The organism is Peribacillus sp. NPDC097284 (assembly GCF_044761765.1).
Classification (GTDB): domain Bacteria; phylum Bacillota; class Bacilli; order Bacillales; family DSM-1321; genus Peribacillus.
This window is the reverse complement of record NZ_JBIWCZ010000008.1, coordinates 46,240-62,729: the sequence shown is the minus strand read 5'-3', so window position 1 is coordinate 62,729 and position 16,490 is coordinate 46,240. Positions and strand designations below refer to the sequence as shown.

17 protein-coding genes are annotated in these 16,490 nt (G+C 42.3%); 15 read left to right on the top strand and 2 right to left on the bottom strand.

The genetic code is table 11. The annotated features are described in order from the left end of the window. Positions 1 to 27: 27 nt before the first annotated feature. From nuoL to spoIID, 7 genes are all read left to right on the top strand, one after another. Positions 28 to 1,899, top strand: a complete 1,872-nt coding sequence (nuoL, locus tag ACIQXU_RS14860) for an NADH-quinone oxidoreductase subunit L (RefSeq protein WP_402990472.1) — start codon at positions 28 to 30, stop codon at positions 1,897 to 1,899. Next, entirely contained in the window at positions 1,896 to 3,419 is a 1,524-nt protein-coding gene (locus ACIQXU_RS14855; RefSeq protein WP_402990469.1) for an NADH-quinone oxidoreductase subunit M, read from the top strand. The genes nuoL and ACIQXU_RS14855 overlap by 4 nt, the downstream gene beginning before the upstream one ends. Before the next feature lie 2 nt (positions 3,420 to 3,421). Then, positions 3,422 to 4,948, top strand: a complete 1,527-nt coding sequence (gene nuoN, locus ACIQXU_RS14850; protein ID WP_402990466.1) for an NADH-quinone oxidoreductase subunit NuoN — start codon at positions 3,422 to 3,424, stop codon at positions 4,946 to 4,948. Between the two features lie 149 nt (positions 4,949 to 5,097). Then, positions 5,098 to 5,343 carry a DUF1146 family protein gene (locus ACIQXU_RS14845; RefSeq protein ID WP_402870379.1) on the top strand — a complete coding sequence of 82 codons (246 nt, stop codon included), beginning with the start codon at positions 5,098 to 5,100 and terminating at the stop codon, positions 5,341 to 5,343. A 160-nt stretch (positions 5,344 to 5,503) separates the two neighbouring features. Beyond that, positions 5,504 to 6,253: a YwmB family TATA-box binding protein gene (locus ACIQXU_RS14840; protein ID WP_402990463.1), complete on the top strand. Its 750-nt coding sequence runs from the start codon at positions 5,504 to 5,506 to the stop codon at positions 6,251 to 6,253. A 32-nt stretch (positions 6,254 to 6,285) separates the two neighbouring features. Continuing rightward, entirely contained in the window at positions 6,286 to 7,584 is a 1,299-nt protein-coding gene (gene murA, locus ACIQXU_RS14835) for a UDP-N-acetylglucosamine 1-carboxyvinyltransferase (protein WP_402990460.1), read from the top strand. 207 nt (positions 7,585 to 7,791) lie between these two features. Further along, positions 7,792 to 8,826, top strand: a complete 1,035-nt coding sequence (gene spoIID / locus ACIQXU_RS14830) for a stage II sporulation protein D (protein WP_402954852.1) — start codon at positions 7,792 to 7,794, stop codon at positions 8,824 to 8,826. A gap of 21 nt (positions 8,827 to 8,847) precedes the next feature. Here spoIID and ACIQXU_RS14825 read toward each other — a convergent pair whose 3' ends face one another. After that, on the bottom strand, positions 8,848 to 9,273 hold the full coding sequence (locus ACIQXU_RS14825) for a VanZ family protein (protein WP_402954849.1): 426 nt from the start codon (positions 9,271 to 9,273) through the stop codon (positions 8,848 to 8,850). 152 nt (positions 9,274 to 9,425) lie between these two features. Between ACIQXU_RS14825 and spoIIQ the strand changes: the two genes are divergently transcribed. The 8 genes from spoIIQ (at position 9,426) to ACIQXU_RS14785 (ending at position 15,951) form a co-directional block, all read left to right on the top strand. Next, complete coding sequence (spoIIQ, locus tag ACIQXU_RS14820) at positions 9,426 to 10,325, top strand: stage II sporulation protein SpoIIQ (RefSeq protein ID WP_402954846.1); 900 nt, start codon at positions 9,426 to 9,428, stop codon at positions 10,323 to 10,325. A gap of 438 nt (positions 10,326 to 10,763) precedes the next feature. After that, positions 10,764 to 11,036, top strand: coding sequence for a sporulation transcriptional regulator SpoIIID (spoIIID, locus tag ACIQXU_RS14815; protein ID WP_402870395.1), 273 nt, complete (start codon positions 10,764 to 10,766; stop codon positions 11,034 to 11,036). Between the two features lie 298 nt (positions 11,037 to 11,334). Next, entirely contained in the window at positions 11,335 to 12,336 is a 1,002-nt protein-coding gene (mreB, locus tag ACIQXU_RS14810; RefSeq protein ID WP_402870397.1) for a rod shape-determining protein, read from the top strand. A gap of 284 nt (positions 12,337 to 12,620) precedes the next feature. Beyond that, the gene (locus ACIQXU_RS14805; protein WP_402990457.1) at positions 12,621 to 13,457 is read left to right on the top strand and encodes a flagellar hook-basal body protein; all 837 of its coding nucleotides are present in this window, start codon (positions 12,621 to 12,623) and stop codon (positions 13,455 to 13,457) included. Positions 13,458 to 13,511: 54 nt separating this feature from the next. Continuing rightward, positions 13,512 to 14,360 carry a flagellar hook-basal body protein gene (locus ACIQXU_RS14800; protein ID WP_402990454.1) on the top strand — a complete coding sequence of 283 codons (849 nt, stop codon included), beginning with the start codon at positions 13,512 to 13,514 and terminating at the stop codon, positions 14,358 to 14,360. A 180-nt stretch (positions 14,361 to 14,540) separates the two neighbouring features. Beyond that, positions 14,541 to 14,804, top strand: a complete 264-nt coding sequence (locus ACIQXU_RS14795) for a DNA-directed RNA polymerase subunit beta (protein ID WP_402870404.1) — start codon at positions 14,541 to 14,543, stop codon at positions 14,802 to 14,804. 129 nt (positions 14,805 to 14,933) lie between these two features. Further along, positions 14,934 to 15,362, top strand: a complete 429-nt coding sequence (fabZ, locus tag ACIQXU_RS14790) for a 3-hydroxyacyl-ACP dehydratase FabZ (RefSeq protein WP_402870407.1) — start codon at positions 14,934 to 14,936, stop codon at positions 15,360 to 15,362. Positions 15,363 to 15,636: 274 nt separating this feature from the next. After that, complete coding sequence (locus ACIQXU_RS14785; RefSeq protein WP_402990451.1) at positions 15,637 to 15,951, top strand: hypothetical protein; 315 nt, start codon at positions 15,637 to 15,639, stop codon at positions 15,949 to 15,951. A gap of 64 nt (positions 15,952 to 16,015) precedes the next feature. Here the strand turns inward: ACIQXU_RS14785 and ACIQXU_RS14780 are convergent, their stop codons facing one another. Further along, entirely contained in the window at positions 16,016 to 16,462 is a 447-nt protein-coding gene (locus ACIQXU_RS14780) for a YwpF family protein (protein ID WP_402990448.1), read from the bottom strand. Between the last annotated feature and the right edge of the window lie 28 nt (positions 16,463 to 16,490).

Genomic DNA, 16,490 nt, shown 5'->3' with positions numbered 1-16,490 from the left:
AAGGTATGAAGAAGGGGATTTGATACGATGATGGAGAATGCTTGGGTCATACCGATCCTTCCACTCGTCTCGTTCGTGTTACTGCTTTTATACGGTAGACGGTGGCGGGAAAAAGGCGCCTATATTGGAATACTGTTCACACTCACATCGTTCATTTTATCTGTAATCGTTTTGGTGGAACGGCTGCAGGGACCTACTTATAAGATGGCGATGGATTGGCTTTCTATCAGTGGGACGCAACTCACGGCAGGATTTGAAATCAATCAGCTGAATGCCTTGATGCTTGTGGTCGTATCTCTGGTGAGTCTGCTTGTTCAAATTTATTCGGTGGAATACATGAAAGGGGAAGAGCGGTTTTCCACTTTCTATGCTTACCTTGGTTTCTTTACCTTTTCCATGCTTGGGCTTGTCATAGCACCGAATTTACTTCAGCTATATATCTTCTGGGAGCTTGTTGGAGTTGGCTCATTCCTATTAATCGGTTTTTATTTTCATAAACAGGAAGCGAAGCTCGCTGCGAAAAAGGCATTTATCATGACCAGGATTGGCGATGTGGGACTTCTCATTGGAATTATTCTATTATTCTGGGAAACTGGAAGCTTCGAATATGGGGATATTTTCTCAGCTGTTCAAACGGGGGATATCTCGATGGGAAGGTTGACGCTAATCGCCATTCTGATTTTCATCGGGGCTGTCGGAAAATCCGGACAGTTTCCACTTCACACATGGCTTCCTGACGCGATGGAAGGGCCCACACCGGTCTCCGCTTTGATCCACGCGGCAACTATGGTAGCGGCAGGCGTTTACTTGGTAGCCACGATGTTTCCTCTGTTTCTTGCAAGTTCGGCAGCTATGCAGGTCGTAGCCGTGACGGGTGGCTTTACCGCGATCTTCGCCGCTAGCATTGCTCTCGTCCAAAAAGACGTGAAGCGAGTGCTGGCCTACTCAACCATCAGCCAGCTTGGATTCATGATGCTGGCGTTGGGCACGGCGGGGTATGTCGCAGGGGTGTTTCATTTAATGACCCATGCTTTCTTTAAAGCTTTGCTGTTCTTGGCAGCAGGTAGTGTTATTCATGCTTTACATACACAGGATGCAGAAAAAATGGGTGGGATATGGAAGAAGTTGAAGCTGACGGGTCCGTTGTTCCTAATTGGCACGCTCTCGATATCGGGGTTTCCCCTTTTATCAGGATTTTTCAGTAAGGATGAAATCTTGATGTCGGCCTGGGGGAATGGGAGCTACTTACTATTCACGCTCGCTTTGATTACCTCCTTTTTGACGGCCTTTTATATGTTCCGTTTGTTTTTCATGATTTTCGCCGGAGAATCAAGAGGTCCTGCCAATCAAGTCGAAGATCCTTCTTCTTTCATGTTGGTTCCAATGATGGTCCTTGCGGTGCTTGCCGTGCTCAGCGGATATATACAAACTCCATGGTTTGGGGCCTTTCTTGGAGACTGGCTCATCGATGGAAATGAATCGCTGTTAGGCGTCAGTCATCATGAGGGACCGGTTTGGATCATGTTGTTAGCCATTCTCTTTTCACTTGCTGGTATATTCCTGGCGTATCTCATCTACGTAAAAAGGGCGCTATCACGGAGTTGGCTGGTGGGAGAGGACTCCATGATATATAGAGTTTTAGATAATAAGTACTTCATAGATGAGATGTACTACTTTACCGTAGGCTATCTTACCAGAGGCCTTAGCTTGTTTCTATCTTATATGGAAAAGTTCATTATCGGAGGATTGGTGTCCACAGTGAGTAACTCCATAGAAGGTTTAGGGAAAATGGGGGCTAAACTTCAAACGGGACAGGTACAGCAATATGGCGTTATAGCCTTTCTCGGACTTGCGGTTCTGATGGTCATCTTTGCGTTCACTGGGGGGTATTTAAGATGAACGTATACTTACTCACATTGTTGGTGTTTTCCCCGCTGCTTGGTATGGTGATGGTGGCCCTCATGCCTAGAACCGAGGAAAGGACCATTAAGCAATTTGGTTTCTTTGGGACACTGCCGCCCCTTATACTGACGTTATTTTTACTTGTACAGTACTATTCGGGGATAGCACTCTCTTCTCTTGACATCAAGGTGAACTGGATTCGATTTGGGAATCTTTCGATGTATGACCCAAATTTATTCGCGGTGAATTTTGAATTGGGTCTGGATGGTTTAACCCTTGTCTTTCTATTGTTGACGACAATCATTTCCTCTTTGGCGGCCCTGGCATCCTTTTACATAAAGAGGGAGTGGAAAGGGTATTACCTATTATTTTTACTTTTAGAGATTGGGATGCTTGGCGTCTTTACGGCGGAAAACCTCATCTTGTTTTTCATCTTCTTTGAAATGACCTTGGTCCCGACGTTCTTCTTGATTGGCAAGTGGGGATATCTTGAGAAAGAAAAAGCTTCTTATCAGTTTTTGATCTATAACGGAATAGGATCGGCCATTTTATTGGTGGTGATTCTGATATTGTTCGCCCGGACAGGTACGACGAATATCGCGGCTTTGACACAGATGATGACAATGGGTGGTGTATCTCTATTTGCACCGGTTTCCGGCTCGATGAAATATGGACTATGCTTGGCCCTCCTGATTGCTTTTGCCATTAAACTGCCCATGTTTCCCTTCCATACATGGATGGTGCGGGTTCATGCCGAGGCGCCACCATCGATTGTCATGATCCATGCAGGGATTCTCTTGAAGATAGGCGCTTACGGAATCATCCGGTTTGGAATGGGAATCTTTCCAGACCAATATCAAACGCTTGCCTCCATCATTGTTCTCTTTGGGGTCATCAGCTTGTTGTATGGTGCCTTCTTAGCGTTAGTGCAGACAGATTTCAAGCTTGTTTTAGCCTATTCGTCCGTTTCACATATGGGAATCGTGATGATGGGGCTTGGTGCCTTGAATGAAGCGGGTTTGCAGGGGGCTATTTTTCAAGTGGTATCACACGGGTTGATTGCCGCTTTCCTATTCTTTTTGGTTGCTGTGTTGTATGAACGGACAGGTACGACGTTGCTTAACCGGCTTGGAGGCCTAGCCAAGTCGATGCCGCTCTTTTCCGGATTTCTGCTGGCCGGGGGGATGGCTTCTCTTGGTTTGCCGGGCATGTCAGGGTTCATCAGTGAATTCATGGTCTTCCTTGGCCTATTTAAGAGCCAGCCGGTGCTTGCTGCAATTGGCGCCATCGGTCTCATCTTAACAGCTATCTACGTCTTGAGGGCTGTCCTGACGATGACATTCGGCAAGGATAATAGCTTAATAGAGAAAGAGATATATGATCTTAAGGGTAAGGAAATGGTACCGACGGCAGTGCTTCTCGGCTTAATTATAGCGATCGGTGTATATCCGAATCTACTCGGCAGGCCTCTTCAAGGAACGATTGACGCAATCATGCTAGCCGTAGGGGGGCGATGAAGATGGATTGGAATACGATGCTTTCATATCATTGGGGAGCGATGATGCCGGAATTCGTCATCCTTGGAACGGCGATGGCCCTTTCCATATTGGACTTATTCTGGCCAAAGCATTTTAATCGGAGAAAGCTGGCCTGGTTGGCCCTTACCGGTATCATACTGGCCTTTTTTTCCTTGATAAGTTTGTTTTCTTTTGAAACGGTAAGTATCTTATCCGATACTTTTCGGTTAGATTCTTTTGCAAAAGCGTTTAAGCTAATCTTACTGTTAGGAGCGGGGTTAATCATCCTGCTTGCAGAGAGCTATGAGCCCAAGGAAGGGTTGAAGGAGCATCGCGGGGAATTTTATTATCTGTTCCTGGCGGCGTTGCTTGGAGCAATGATCATGACATCAAGTGGGGACTTGATCACCTTATTTATTGGGCTGGAGTTGCTATCACTTTCTTCCTATATATTATCGGGCATACGTAAACAAAATACGAAGTCCAATGAAGCGGCCATGAAATACGTAATTAATGGAGGAATCTCTACAGCCATCACTCTGTTTGGCATGAGTTATTTGTATGGTGTGACGGGATCGGTGAATCTGGGGGAAATGAGCCGAACGATGGCAGGCATGACAGATGGTCAACTGCTCTACATTACGGGGCTCGCTTTCTTCATGGTTTTCATCGGTTTATCTTTTAAAATTGCCGCTACCCCCTTTCACATGTGGGCTCCGGATGTTTACGAAGGGGCACCTACGCCCGTCACTGCCTTTTTAAGCGTCATCTCGAAAACAGCTGGATTTGTAATCCTTCTGCGTATTTTTCTCTCCTTATTCCTGACTGCACCTGGGGATACTCTCGGGGCATTCGACTTTTTCGAGAAAAACAGTGGATATATCGCTTTAGTGTCAGCGGTGACGATGATCGTAGGGAATGTGATTGCATTAAGACAGCAAAATTTAAAACGGTTATTCGCTTATTCGAGTATCGCCCATGCAGGATACCTTCTTGTAGCCGTAACCACATTGGGCGGCGGGTACTTCTTGTTGGATACAGTCTGGTTTTACTTACTTGCTTATACACTGATGAACATTGGTGCTTTTGCAATTATTCAAGTGCTCTCAATCCGAAGCGGTTCAGAGGACATCAGTATCCTTGCGGGGCTAGGGAAGAAGTCACCATATCTGGCCATAGCCTTTACCGTGTTTATCCTCTCGTTGGCAGGCATCCCGGGAACGGCAGGCTTTATTGGCAAACTGAATATCTTTCTCGGCGCCTTCATTACGGAACCGGGACATTATGTCCTTGCAGGGATCATGATTGCGGCAACAATCGTGTCCTATGTCTATTACTTTGGATTATTGGTCCAAGTCTTTTTCCGGCCGGACCATTCCGGTAAGTTAATAAAGGTGCGTTCGGGTTTGTCCATCGTTATAATGGTTTGTATAGGCGGCACGATCCTATTTGGATTAGCTCCTAATCTTGCCTTTGATTTCCTGCATAACCATTTTGGGGATTTTAAAGACTTTATTTCAAGTGAGTGATATAATGCCTTTATCAGAGGCTGGTTCCAATGGATACAGTCTCTGTCTTTTAATTCTGAAAGATTTTTCACGATTTTTCCTTTTAAATTCCAAATTTAAAGGGGATTTGTGATAGAATGAAAGACGGGTGTCTTTTAGGAGGTATGTACATGTTTTCAACAATGGGACAGCAGGCCTTGCTGGGTATCGTTTCCCACTTGTTCTTCATCGCAGTTACATGGTGGGCTCTGCAGGCTTTACATTTTGATAAGATATTAAGATCCAATTCGGTCATTAAGGCTAGGGTACTTTATATTTTATTGACGGTGGCCATTGGTTCTGTTGTGAGTGATTTCTTCCTTGACTACCTAGGACTTGCTAACCAACTTCCTTATATGTTTAGCGATGATAAATAAGCTATAAGATTTCATGTATAGCAAAATATGATTCTTCTTGTATTCGCCATTATTCTACTGATTTTTATAGCATTAGCAGAAAGCATCATCAAATGTCAGGAAATGAAAAGTATGAACTCTCCTTTTTTGGAAATAATGCTTTAAAGGGGAGGGATTTAACATGTTTGCAGAGAGTAAAAAAATGTTATTATACATAGTAATTCTTGGTTTGACGGTGTTTTTAATTGGGAATAGTACAATTGTGGCAAAAGGCAAAGCCGATATAGTGAAATTGGTGGAGCTACTGCAACAAGATAAAGCGGTAAACATAGGAGATTGGTCTGTGTACGCGCGCGAGAAAAATAAAGAGATCACAACTAAACAAGAGTTTGAAAGAGAAGTGATCGCATTAAAACGAAAATATCCTCAATTTGATTGGAACCGGGAAGACGGCGCTTCCGCACAGAAGGCTGAGGCGTTACTTTACCATGCCGATTCGGGCCTGACGGAGTCTATTAAATTGATGACAACCGAGGATGAATCTGATAAAGTTACCTATGTCATTTACGAAGTCAAGGGACAAGAATGGAAGGAAGGCTACCCTGCTTACTTTACCAGTACGTACCAAAATAGAGTGAAAGACATATTTAAGGGAACTCCTTCAATTTTTTCTTGTATTACGGGGTCTATCAATGATAATATGGATTCGATTTTAAACTCTAAAACCGAAAGCCTGTTAGATAAGTTCCAAGCGAGGGAAATTGAGAGTGTGCATGAAACAAACTTTACATCTATATCTGCACATTCAACTTTGTTTAAACAACCTTTGACTAAAGAAAAATTAAATTTGCAGTTTGGGCTACGGACAGAAGGATTGGGTGACCGGACGAACTTTGTAATTGGCACACCAATCATAACGTTTGAATATTAATATAGAGAAAATGGACGCGGAGGGGAATACTTTTGGAAAAAATCATCGTCCGCGGCGGCAACAGGCTTAGCGGGACAGTTAAAGTAGAAGGTGCTAAAAACGCCGTTTTGCCAGTTATCGCTGCAACATTATTAGCAAGTGATGGGAAAAGTATCATTAAAGACGTTCCTACGCTCTCCGATGTATATACAATCAACGAAGTATTGCGCAACTTAAACACAGATGTTGCCTTTCATGATAATCAAGTAACTGTAGATGCATCAAGAGAGTTATTAGACGAAGCACCATTTGAATATGTACGTAAAATGAGAGCTTCCGTTTTAGTAATGGGATCATTATTAGCAAGGAATGGCCGGGCCCGCGTTGCTTTACCGGGTGGTTGTGCCATCGGTTCCCGTCCTATCGATCAGCATTTAAAAGGCTTTGAAGCGATGGGAGCAAAAGTGAAGGTCGGCAATGGTTTCATTGACGCTGAGGTAGATGGCAGACTTAAGGGAGCAAGAGTGTATCTTGATTTCCCAAGCGTAGGTGCCACTGAAAATATCATGATGGCAGCGACACTTGCTGAAGGTACGACTATTCTGGAAAACGTGGCGAAAGAGCCTGAAATCGTGGATCTAGCTAACTTCCTTAATAAAATGGGTGCCAAAGTTAAGGGCGCTGGTACGGGTACATTGAAAATCGAAGGTGTCCATAAATTATATGGTGCTGAACATTCAATTATACCTGACCGCATCGAGGCTGGAACATTTATGACTGCTGCTGCACTTACTGGTGGTAACGTTCTTGTTCAAGGTGCCGTTCCTGAACATCTTACGTCCCTCATTGCCAAAATGGAAGAGATGGGTGTTACGATCATCGAAGAACAAGATGGATTGCGTGTAATTGGTCCTAAAACCTTGAAAGCCATTGATATTAAAACAATGCCCCATCCTGGTTTCCCGACTGATATGCAATCACAGATGATGGCATTATTATTGCGTGCTGAAGGAACAAGTATGATCACGGAGACCGTCTTCGAGAACCGTTTCATGCATGTTGAAGAATTCCGTCGCATGAATGCCAATGTTAAAATAGAAGGTCGTTCTGTTATTGTTAACGGGCCAACCAACCTTCAAGGTGCAGAAGTTTCTGCCACTGACTTGCGTGCTGCTGCTGCGCTTATCCTGACTGGATTGGTTGCAGAGGGCGTTACCCGTGTTACAGAATTAAAGCATCTTGACAGAGGATACGTGAATTTCCATGGTAAATTAGCATCATTGGGTGCTGATGTGGAACGTATTAATGAAGAGGTTCCAGCAGAAACGAAAATAGCGGATTTGAACGCTTAAGATTACTTATTAAAACCCATTCGGGCTTCATTCATTGAAGCCCGAATGGGTTTTTTGTTGTGTGCTGGGATAAAGAAAGCTAACCTGGGCACCTGACACTTTTCTATTCATAAAAGCTTGTCCTTCGACATACATTTATCATGTAGAGAAACCTGCTGGATTTAGTTTGTAAAAAAGCAGAGAACAAGTTTAGGGAGGCCCAGGAATTTGAAAGCAATGAAACCTGTGATTGTACTATCCATAGCTGTAGCATTCGTCATTATCATGATTCCAGCAGTGCTTGTGCTTCCGTTTTCCAATGATGTAACAAGTGGGGAGTTAGCTGAACAATTAGAGAAAAAAGAGAAGGAAGAAGGAAAAGAAGTGGCTGCAAATAAAATGAGTTCCATTGATGTGGCCGTGTACCGGACGGCTACCCAAAAGATTCAAAAGCTTCCACTTGAAACATATTTATCTGGTGTTGTGGCAGCAGAGATGCCTGCGGACTTTGAGGAAGAAGCGTTGAAGGCGCAAGCATTGACGGCAAGGACCTACATCGTGAATCAGTTGATGAGCAATAATCGCCGGGGGTTGCCAAAAGGAGCTGATGTAGGGGATACGGTAATGCATCAAGTGTATAAGAATGATAACGAGCTGAAGAAGCAGTGGGGCTCTGATTATAAATGGAAAATGAAAAAGATAGATAAAGCCATTAAGGCAACGGAAGGCAAGATATTGACCTATGATGGAAAACCGATCACCGCCACTTTCTTTTCGACAAGCAATGGGTATACGGAGAACTCCGAGGAATATTGGCAAGCAGAGTTTCCCTACTTGAAAAGCGTGTCTAGCCCATGGGATAAAGAATCGCCGAAATTCTATAATAAGATGGTGGTCGATGCGGGAGATTTCGAGAGGAAGTTAGGAGTGAGTTTATCATCGGGGACGACAATCGGTACAGTCGTTCAAAGGACAACCGGAAATCGAGTGGCTCTAGTTGAAATTGGAGGGAAGAAATTGACGGGGATGCAAATCCGGGAAAAACTCGGCTTGAATTCCTCCGACTTTGATTGGGAGCGTCAAGGGAATCAAATCGTCATTACGACAAAAGGATATGGTCATGGAGTGGGAATGAGTCAGTATGGTGCCAATGGGATGGCTCGGGAAGGGAAAAACTATGAAGACATCGTGAAGTATTATTACAAAGGCGTCAAAGTACAGTCCTCAAGTAAGTGGATCAATACCATGACAGCAAAAAAATGAGAGTAGGGGTTTTCCCAGCTCTCATTTTTTTGCGCCGAATTTTTCTAGTAGGGTCAGAAAGCCTCGTTTATGCTTGAAGTAGTGATACTGCACATGAAAATAGACAGCGAGCACGCCAATGATGTCCTTCGCCACATCAATCAAGGATGCAGAGCGGTATGGGATGAATGACTGGTGATATTCATCAACGATACCGTATAGACCGGCAACGAATGCGGCTACCAAACTAAATCCAGGCTTCAGCTTATGATTAACAGCAAGTGCAGAAACGAATAATATGTACAAAATCGCAAATTCGACTAAATGGAGCGCCTCTTTAATGAATCGATCCACTGTTGAGGACGGGAGGTCAAGGATGATGTCGTCAGGTTTACTCGACATTATCCAAATAGCAATCATGTAAAGAAAAGGTAGAATCGTTACTAAGATTTTAATGGTCTTTTTCATCAATTAAACATCCTTCAATAGCAAGATACCAAACATTTTACCATTCTACGAATAAAATCGGATTCTTTTTCATAAAATAAATCTAAAATTTTTTTCACTCGGATGTATATAATCTTGGCAAAATGTTCAGAATGGTTGCTGAGGTGATTAATATGAGAGAGGAAGAAAAAAGACCAACTTCCAAAATCCAACGAATACTCAAAAAGCGTTGGGCATTATCAGCAATCTATATCGCAAGTGCAGCCTTAATCTTAGCCGCGGCCTTTTTATTACAAAATAGTTTTGATGATTCAGCTAAGGACGAGAAAAAGGATTCAGCTGAAACAGGAAAAAACTATGATCAGCCTTCAGTCGAAGTGAATAGTGATCTGGAAACCGTTAAGATGCCTGTAGCCAATGCCGATAAAACGGTCATCAAAAAACAATTCTATGACGTGAATGCAGATGAGAAGGCACAAGAAGATGCGTTGGTCTTCTACAACAATAGATATGAGCAGAATAAAGGGATCGACATTGCAATGGAAGATGGAAAATCTTTCGATGTGAAAGCATCATTGAGCGGTAATGTATCGAAAGTACAGGAAGACGCTCTACTTGGCAATTTGATTGAAGTTGAGCATGAAGATGGCGTCGTTACTCGTTATCAATCTGTTAAGGATATCAAGGTTGCCGTTGGGGACAAAGTGAAACAAGGACAAGCTATCGCAACTTCAGGCAAAAGCCAAATCAATGAAGAGGCAGGCGTTCACGTTCACTTCGAAATCAGAAAAGACGACATCGCGTTGAATCCAGTTGATTTTATTGAAAAGCAAGCATCCGCTATACAAACAGCAACTGAAGAAACAGAAGGTAACAAGGATGATTCAGCAGGCAAAGAAGAAGCACCTGCTTCCGAGGGTTCTGAAAAAGGGACAGAGGAATCACCAGCAACGGGCGAATCTGATGCAGGCACTGAGCTAGAAAGTGGCACTGAAGATGATAACTCCACCCCAGCTGAAGATTCTACCGAGAAAAGCGATTCTTTGGAAGATTCATTAAAGGAAGCAAATTAATCACAATAAAAAATTCAAATACAATCAAAACATAAACCATGAGCGTTAAGAAGTACAACAACTGAAAATTTGGTAAAAAGGGGGCCGTTCAATTTGAACGGCTCCCTTTTTTAATTTCGGGGAGATAGTGGAATATATGAGAAAAAGTCTGAGTATCTGACATATTTCTCGGGAAATAATGCAGTTACTGGAAAAGGAACGGCAGAATGTTGATAAATAAAACGAAACACCCTGTCCATTAGGCATATATTCTTAACCAAGCTAATAAGATGTTATAAACCATGCAAAGAGAGTGTTTGAGGTGAGGGGTCGTTTATTACAAATAATCTAATAGTTGATCATTCTATCTTTCATTGTTTATAAGACAGGGGTATTCGATTCGAAAAATACGAATCTCATTTCACACTTCTCACATCCAATTTGGGGAGGTCGAGTGGTGTGCACGATTACATCAAAGAAAGAACTATCAAGATAGGCAAGTATATCGTGGAAACTAGAAAAACGGTCCGCGTCATTGCAAAAGAATTCGGTGTCTCTAAAAGTACAGTCCATAAAGATTTAACGGAGAGGCTTCCGGAAATTAATCCTGAATTGGCTAACGAAGTGAAGGATATATTGGATTACCATAAATCCATTCGTCACCTTCGGGGTGGAGAAGCGACAAAGCTCAAATATAAACGGTCAGAAAAAGAAGAAGAAATCGCTAAGTAAACCACAAATCCATTCCGGAAATTGGAAATGATTCCAAGGGATTAGGGTAAAGACAAAGGATGGCATATAAACATGTCCTTTTCTACACCTAAGTCAGGAACCTCCAACCCGGAATTTTTTTATGGATTAATTTTGTTAATATGGAAATCCTTTATATATCTATGTTAAATAGGATAATACGGGACAGGTTTCGTTTTTATTTGTATTTCATACTTCTTCTTGACAAGGCGATATGGTAAAATAAACAATTAGGACAGAATTAGGTTTTATGTGAGGATATTCAAGGAGGATTTAAGAAATGTTTGCTAGAGATATTGGGATAGATCTTGGAACAGCCAATGTTCTAATACATGTCAAAGGTAAAGGAATAGTGTTAAATGAGCCCTCGGTAGTAGCCATTGATAAGAATACGAACCGTGTTCTTGCTGTTGGTGATGAGGCTCGTAAAATGGTAGGCCGGACACCAGGAAACATTGTTGCAATTCGCCCTCTAAAAGACGGTGTCATTGCTGACTTCGATGTAACGGAAATGATGCTTAAGCATTTTATAAATAAGTTAAATGTGAAAGGCTTTCTTTCTAAGCCACGGATTTTGATTTGCTGTCCAACAAACATCACGAGTGTTGAACAAAAGGCAATCAAAGAGGCTGCTGAAAAAAGTGGCGGGAAAAAAGTATTCCTTGAAGAAGAACCTAAAGTGGCTGCAATCGGTGCTGGCATGGATATTTTCCAACCAAGCGGTAACATGGTCGTGGATATTGGCGGTGGTACAACGGATATCGCGGTTCTTTCAATGGGAGATATCGTTACGTCTTCTTCGATCAAAATGGCCGGGGATAAATTCGATAATGAAATCTTACACTATGTTAAACGTAAGTATAAGCTCCTAATCGGTGAACGTACAGCTGAAAATATCAAAATGCAGGTTGCGACGGTATTCCCAGGTTCACGCAACGAAGAAATTGATATACGCGGACGTGATATGGTTTCAGGCTTACCTAGGACCATCTCCGTTAACTCGGAAGAAATCGAGGAGGCGCTGCGTGAACAAGTCTCCGTTATCGTACAAGCTGCCAAAGCTGTGCTTGAACGGACACCACCAGAACTTTCTGCTGATATTATTGACCGTGGCGTGATATTAACAGGTGGTGGAGCATTGCTTCATGGCATCGACCTGCTTTTAGCAGAAGAACTTAAAGTCCCTGTACTCGTTGCAGAGCATCCAATGGATTGCGTAGCGATTGGAACGGGAATCATGTTAGATAATATGGATAAATTGCCAAGGCGCAAATTCAATTAAAAAAAGCGGCCGTAAAAAGCTGCATTATAAGATAAGGGTCTAAGGTTCAGACACACATGAAGCATAGTGAAAGTCCGTGCAGTTCTAGTACTGATGAGCAATAGACCCTATTCTTTTAGTTTGGAACTTTAACACTATTCCTTTAAATCTGACCTATCCTAAAACAAGAAATGAATGATTCTGGACCAAGCATTTATTTTCCCCTTAAATACAGACGATTATATCCGATAAGATACATATAGGAAATGAACGGAATACTTTTGTGGAATGAGGAGTGAAATAAAATGTTAAGAGGTTTTTATACAGCCGCTTCTGGAATGCTTACACAGCAAAGACGCACAGAAATGCTAACGAATAATATCTCCAATGCGAATACAACCGGGTTTAAAGCCGATCAAACCAGTGTACGGTCTTTTCCGGAAATGTTACTTGGCAATATGCAGCGTAATGCAATACCTACCGAAAACAATTTAAGCGTGCCCAAGTTATCGCAAGTGGGCAGTCTTAGTACAGGCGTTTATGTACAAGAAGCGAGTCCATTGTTCACGCAAGGGACCCTTGAAGAAACGGAGCTTAGTACCGATATTGCCTTAGCAGATGAAAATCTTCCCATCAATGAGGAAACGGGGAAGGCCGGGTCGGTCCTTTATACCGTCCAAGATAAAGACGGGCAAATGCGTTATACAAGGGACGGCAGTTTCACTCTGGATGGACAAGGCTATTTGACGAATTCTAAAGGCTATTATGTTTTGGACGAGAACAATGAACGGATACAGCTTGAAAATGATCGCTTCACCGTGACCGAAAAGGGAATGATCTTTGAAGGCAATAATCAAGCGGCCCGCCTTGGCATCGGTTATGCAGACGACCCCACTAAACAGCTCGTGAAAGATGGCGAAGGGTTATATAGGGCTGTCGATAATGAATTGCCCAATGCGTATGCAGCAGAAGGATTGACCTTCTCAACGAAACAAGGTTTCCTTGAGGGATCTAATGTCGATCAATCGAGGACGATGACGGAAATGATGTCGGCGTACCGATCTTTTGAAGTGAATCAAAAAGTCCTTCAAGCTTATGATAAGAGTCTCGATAAAGCGGTTAATGAAGTGGGGAAACTCTAATTATGGATTTGTAGAAGGAATCTTTAGGAAATTTGAACAGTAAGGGGAATGTCTATGAATCGAACGATGTTATCCGCGACGAATACACTCAACCAAATTCAAAGTCAAATTGATCAGATCAGCAATAATATTGCTAATGTGGATACCACGGCTTATAAAAAGACGCAAACCAGCTTTAGTGATATGTTAACCCAAAGTTTTAATAATCAGCCGAGTGAGACGAAGGAAATCGGAAGACTGACCACACCGGGCATTCGTCAGGGAACGGGTGCCAAATTAAATCCATCCCAAATCGTGCTGACACAAGGTTCGCTAAAGAATACCGATCGCAACCTGGATGTGGCATTGACGAAGGAAGATCTATTTTTCACGGTAAACGTACAGGATGACGGAGGGACCAACACTCGTTTAACGAGAGATGGCGCTTTTTATCTTTCTCCTAACGAGGCGAACCCAGATCAAATGATGCTCGTTACCTCAGCCGGACATCAAGTCCTTGATGAATATGGGAATCCGATTCTAATTGATGGCAGCATCAAAGATATAAAGGTTTCGGAAGAAGGTTTATTGAAGGTGGATACAGAAGAATATGGAGAGCGAAGCTTCGGTCTTGGTATCGTTTCTGTAAAAAAACCGCAATTCCTGGAACAATTGGGGGGGAATCTGTTGGGGCTCCCGGGCAACCTCGGTGAATTGGGTGTTGCGGAAGACGACATCATGACGCTATTGACGGGGGATGACCGTACAGAAATCGCAGTGAAACAAGGTTCACTTGAATCATCAAACGTCGATCTATCAAAAGAGATGACAGATTTGATCAATGCCCAACGTCAATATCAATTTCAATCCCGGGCGATAACGATGGCCGATCAAATGGGTGGACTGATTAATGGGATTCGGTAAGCGCGATAGGGTATAAAATCATGGCTTTAGGTTTCATATTGAAGCGTTTTTCATTATACTTTAGCAAAGAGGACCGTTGACGCTCATTCATTTTGACATGGCATGTGATTTGATGCTTCTATTTATGTATAAGCCAAGACGCTTTTATTCGGCGAGTTTTCTGAAAAAAGGAGCTTTTGTATGGGTATGGAACAAAAAAGTGTAATGAGACAAGAAGTGAGTGAAGAGGTCAAGGAAGCAAAAACAACGCAACCGAACCGAAGAATCAAGGTCCGGCTTTTGCCGATCTGGCTGCGTTTACTTATGATCATCGGATTGATATTCATCGCTTTACTTGCCGGTTCACTAATAGGCTATAGTGTGATTGGCGGAGGGCAGGCAACGGATGTTTTCAAGAAATCCACATGGACCCATATCATCGATATTGTAAATGAAGATGCATAGAAATAGTCTGTCGACGCAGTTGCCACCGTTTTAGAAAATTTCAATTGGCAACAACATGCCTCTTCCCTATGTAAGGGAGGGGCGAGTTTTCGTTAAAAGTAGGCAATATCATTATTAGGAGGAAAAGCCATGTTAGATATTACGCAGATAAAGGACATCATCCCCCATCGTTACCCTTTTTTATTAGTTGACCGGATTATTGAAGTGGAAGATGGGAAAAGAGCTGTAGGATTAAAAAATGTATCAGCCAATGAAGAATTTTTCAATGGCCACTTTCCGGATTACCCTGTTATGCCGGGTGTATTGATTGTGGAGGCGTTAGCGCAAGTAGGTGCTGTAGCTGTATTGAAACAAGAAGAATTTAAAGGGCGGCTGGCCTTTTTTGCAGGAATCGATAACTGTCGTTTCAAGCGCCAGGTAAAACCGGGAGATCAACTCCGCCTCGAAGTAGAAATTATTCGGTTAAGGGGATCGGTTGGTAAAGGAAAAGCGGTCGCAACAGTAGATGGCGAAGTTGCCTGTGAAACGGAAATCATGTTCGCTTTTGGAGATAAATAAGCTTAAAAGGGCTAAATATGGCCATTTTGAGCAAGAATGTTTAAGAAGAACGAATTAGGTGTACATAATACATATACGATGCAGCTGATAGCTACAATGATTGCAGTTAGTTGTTTACAACCATTTTTTCTCCCTTTGATGCCGGACATTTATGTCCGGCATCTTTTATATGCAGAAGTTCAAGCATATTTTACTAATTAAAAATAAGGCGCAAGTTATTTTTACATTCGGGCAAAATACTAAATGATAAAGAATGAAGGGAGGTTACCTACTCATGATGAAGAAAAGACTTTATGCGCTAATCGGGGGATCTTTGATGTCTGCCATGTTCCTTGCTGGATGTGGAAATGATGATGACAACAATCCTGCACCCGAGAATGACAACATGATCGAAGAAAATCAAAATGATGGTGTCGATGATAATGGAGGCACTGGAAACGATAATAACAATCTTGATACGGATAACGACGGTATGATCGAAAATGATGATACGATGAATGGCGATGACAATAACAATACAACGAACAACAACAATGATTCTGACGATTTAATTGAAGATGCTGAGAAAAAAGGCGAAGATAACAAATAAAAGGCATATAAAGAGGACTGGCTTAGCAATGGCGGGTGTAATTCCCTTCAGCTAAGCCAGTTTTTTATTTTATGGACGATTTATAGGTGGCCAGTTTAGGTCTGGATTTAATTTTTTTCTTGAATTCCCTGATTAAATCCTCGCCCTCCAAGCCTTTATAGACTAAATCCTCAAGAAGAAGTTCTGCATATTTTGTGTGGTTTTTTTTGATATGGCCGACAAATAAAAGGCTATAGTGACCATCGACTTTTTTAATGGTACGCAGGACGGTATCGAATAAAGCGGGTTCATTGTCTTTTTTCGTTATAACAGCCTGAATGGTCACTTCTCCATCAATATCAGGAAGTGAGGATGCAAACTCATGAAAATGTTTTTCTGCCACAAAGGCCTCTAGGAGCCACGAGCTGATATCATTTTCTTTATTAATGATGAGTCCATCGGTTAAGGGTATATCAATTAATCGTGAATCCTCTGTAACAATCTGTAGATAGATTAATTTGAAAGATTTCATTAAATACCTCCATTCCTTGCCTTTATGA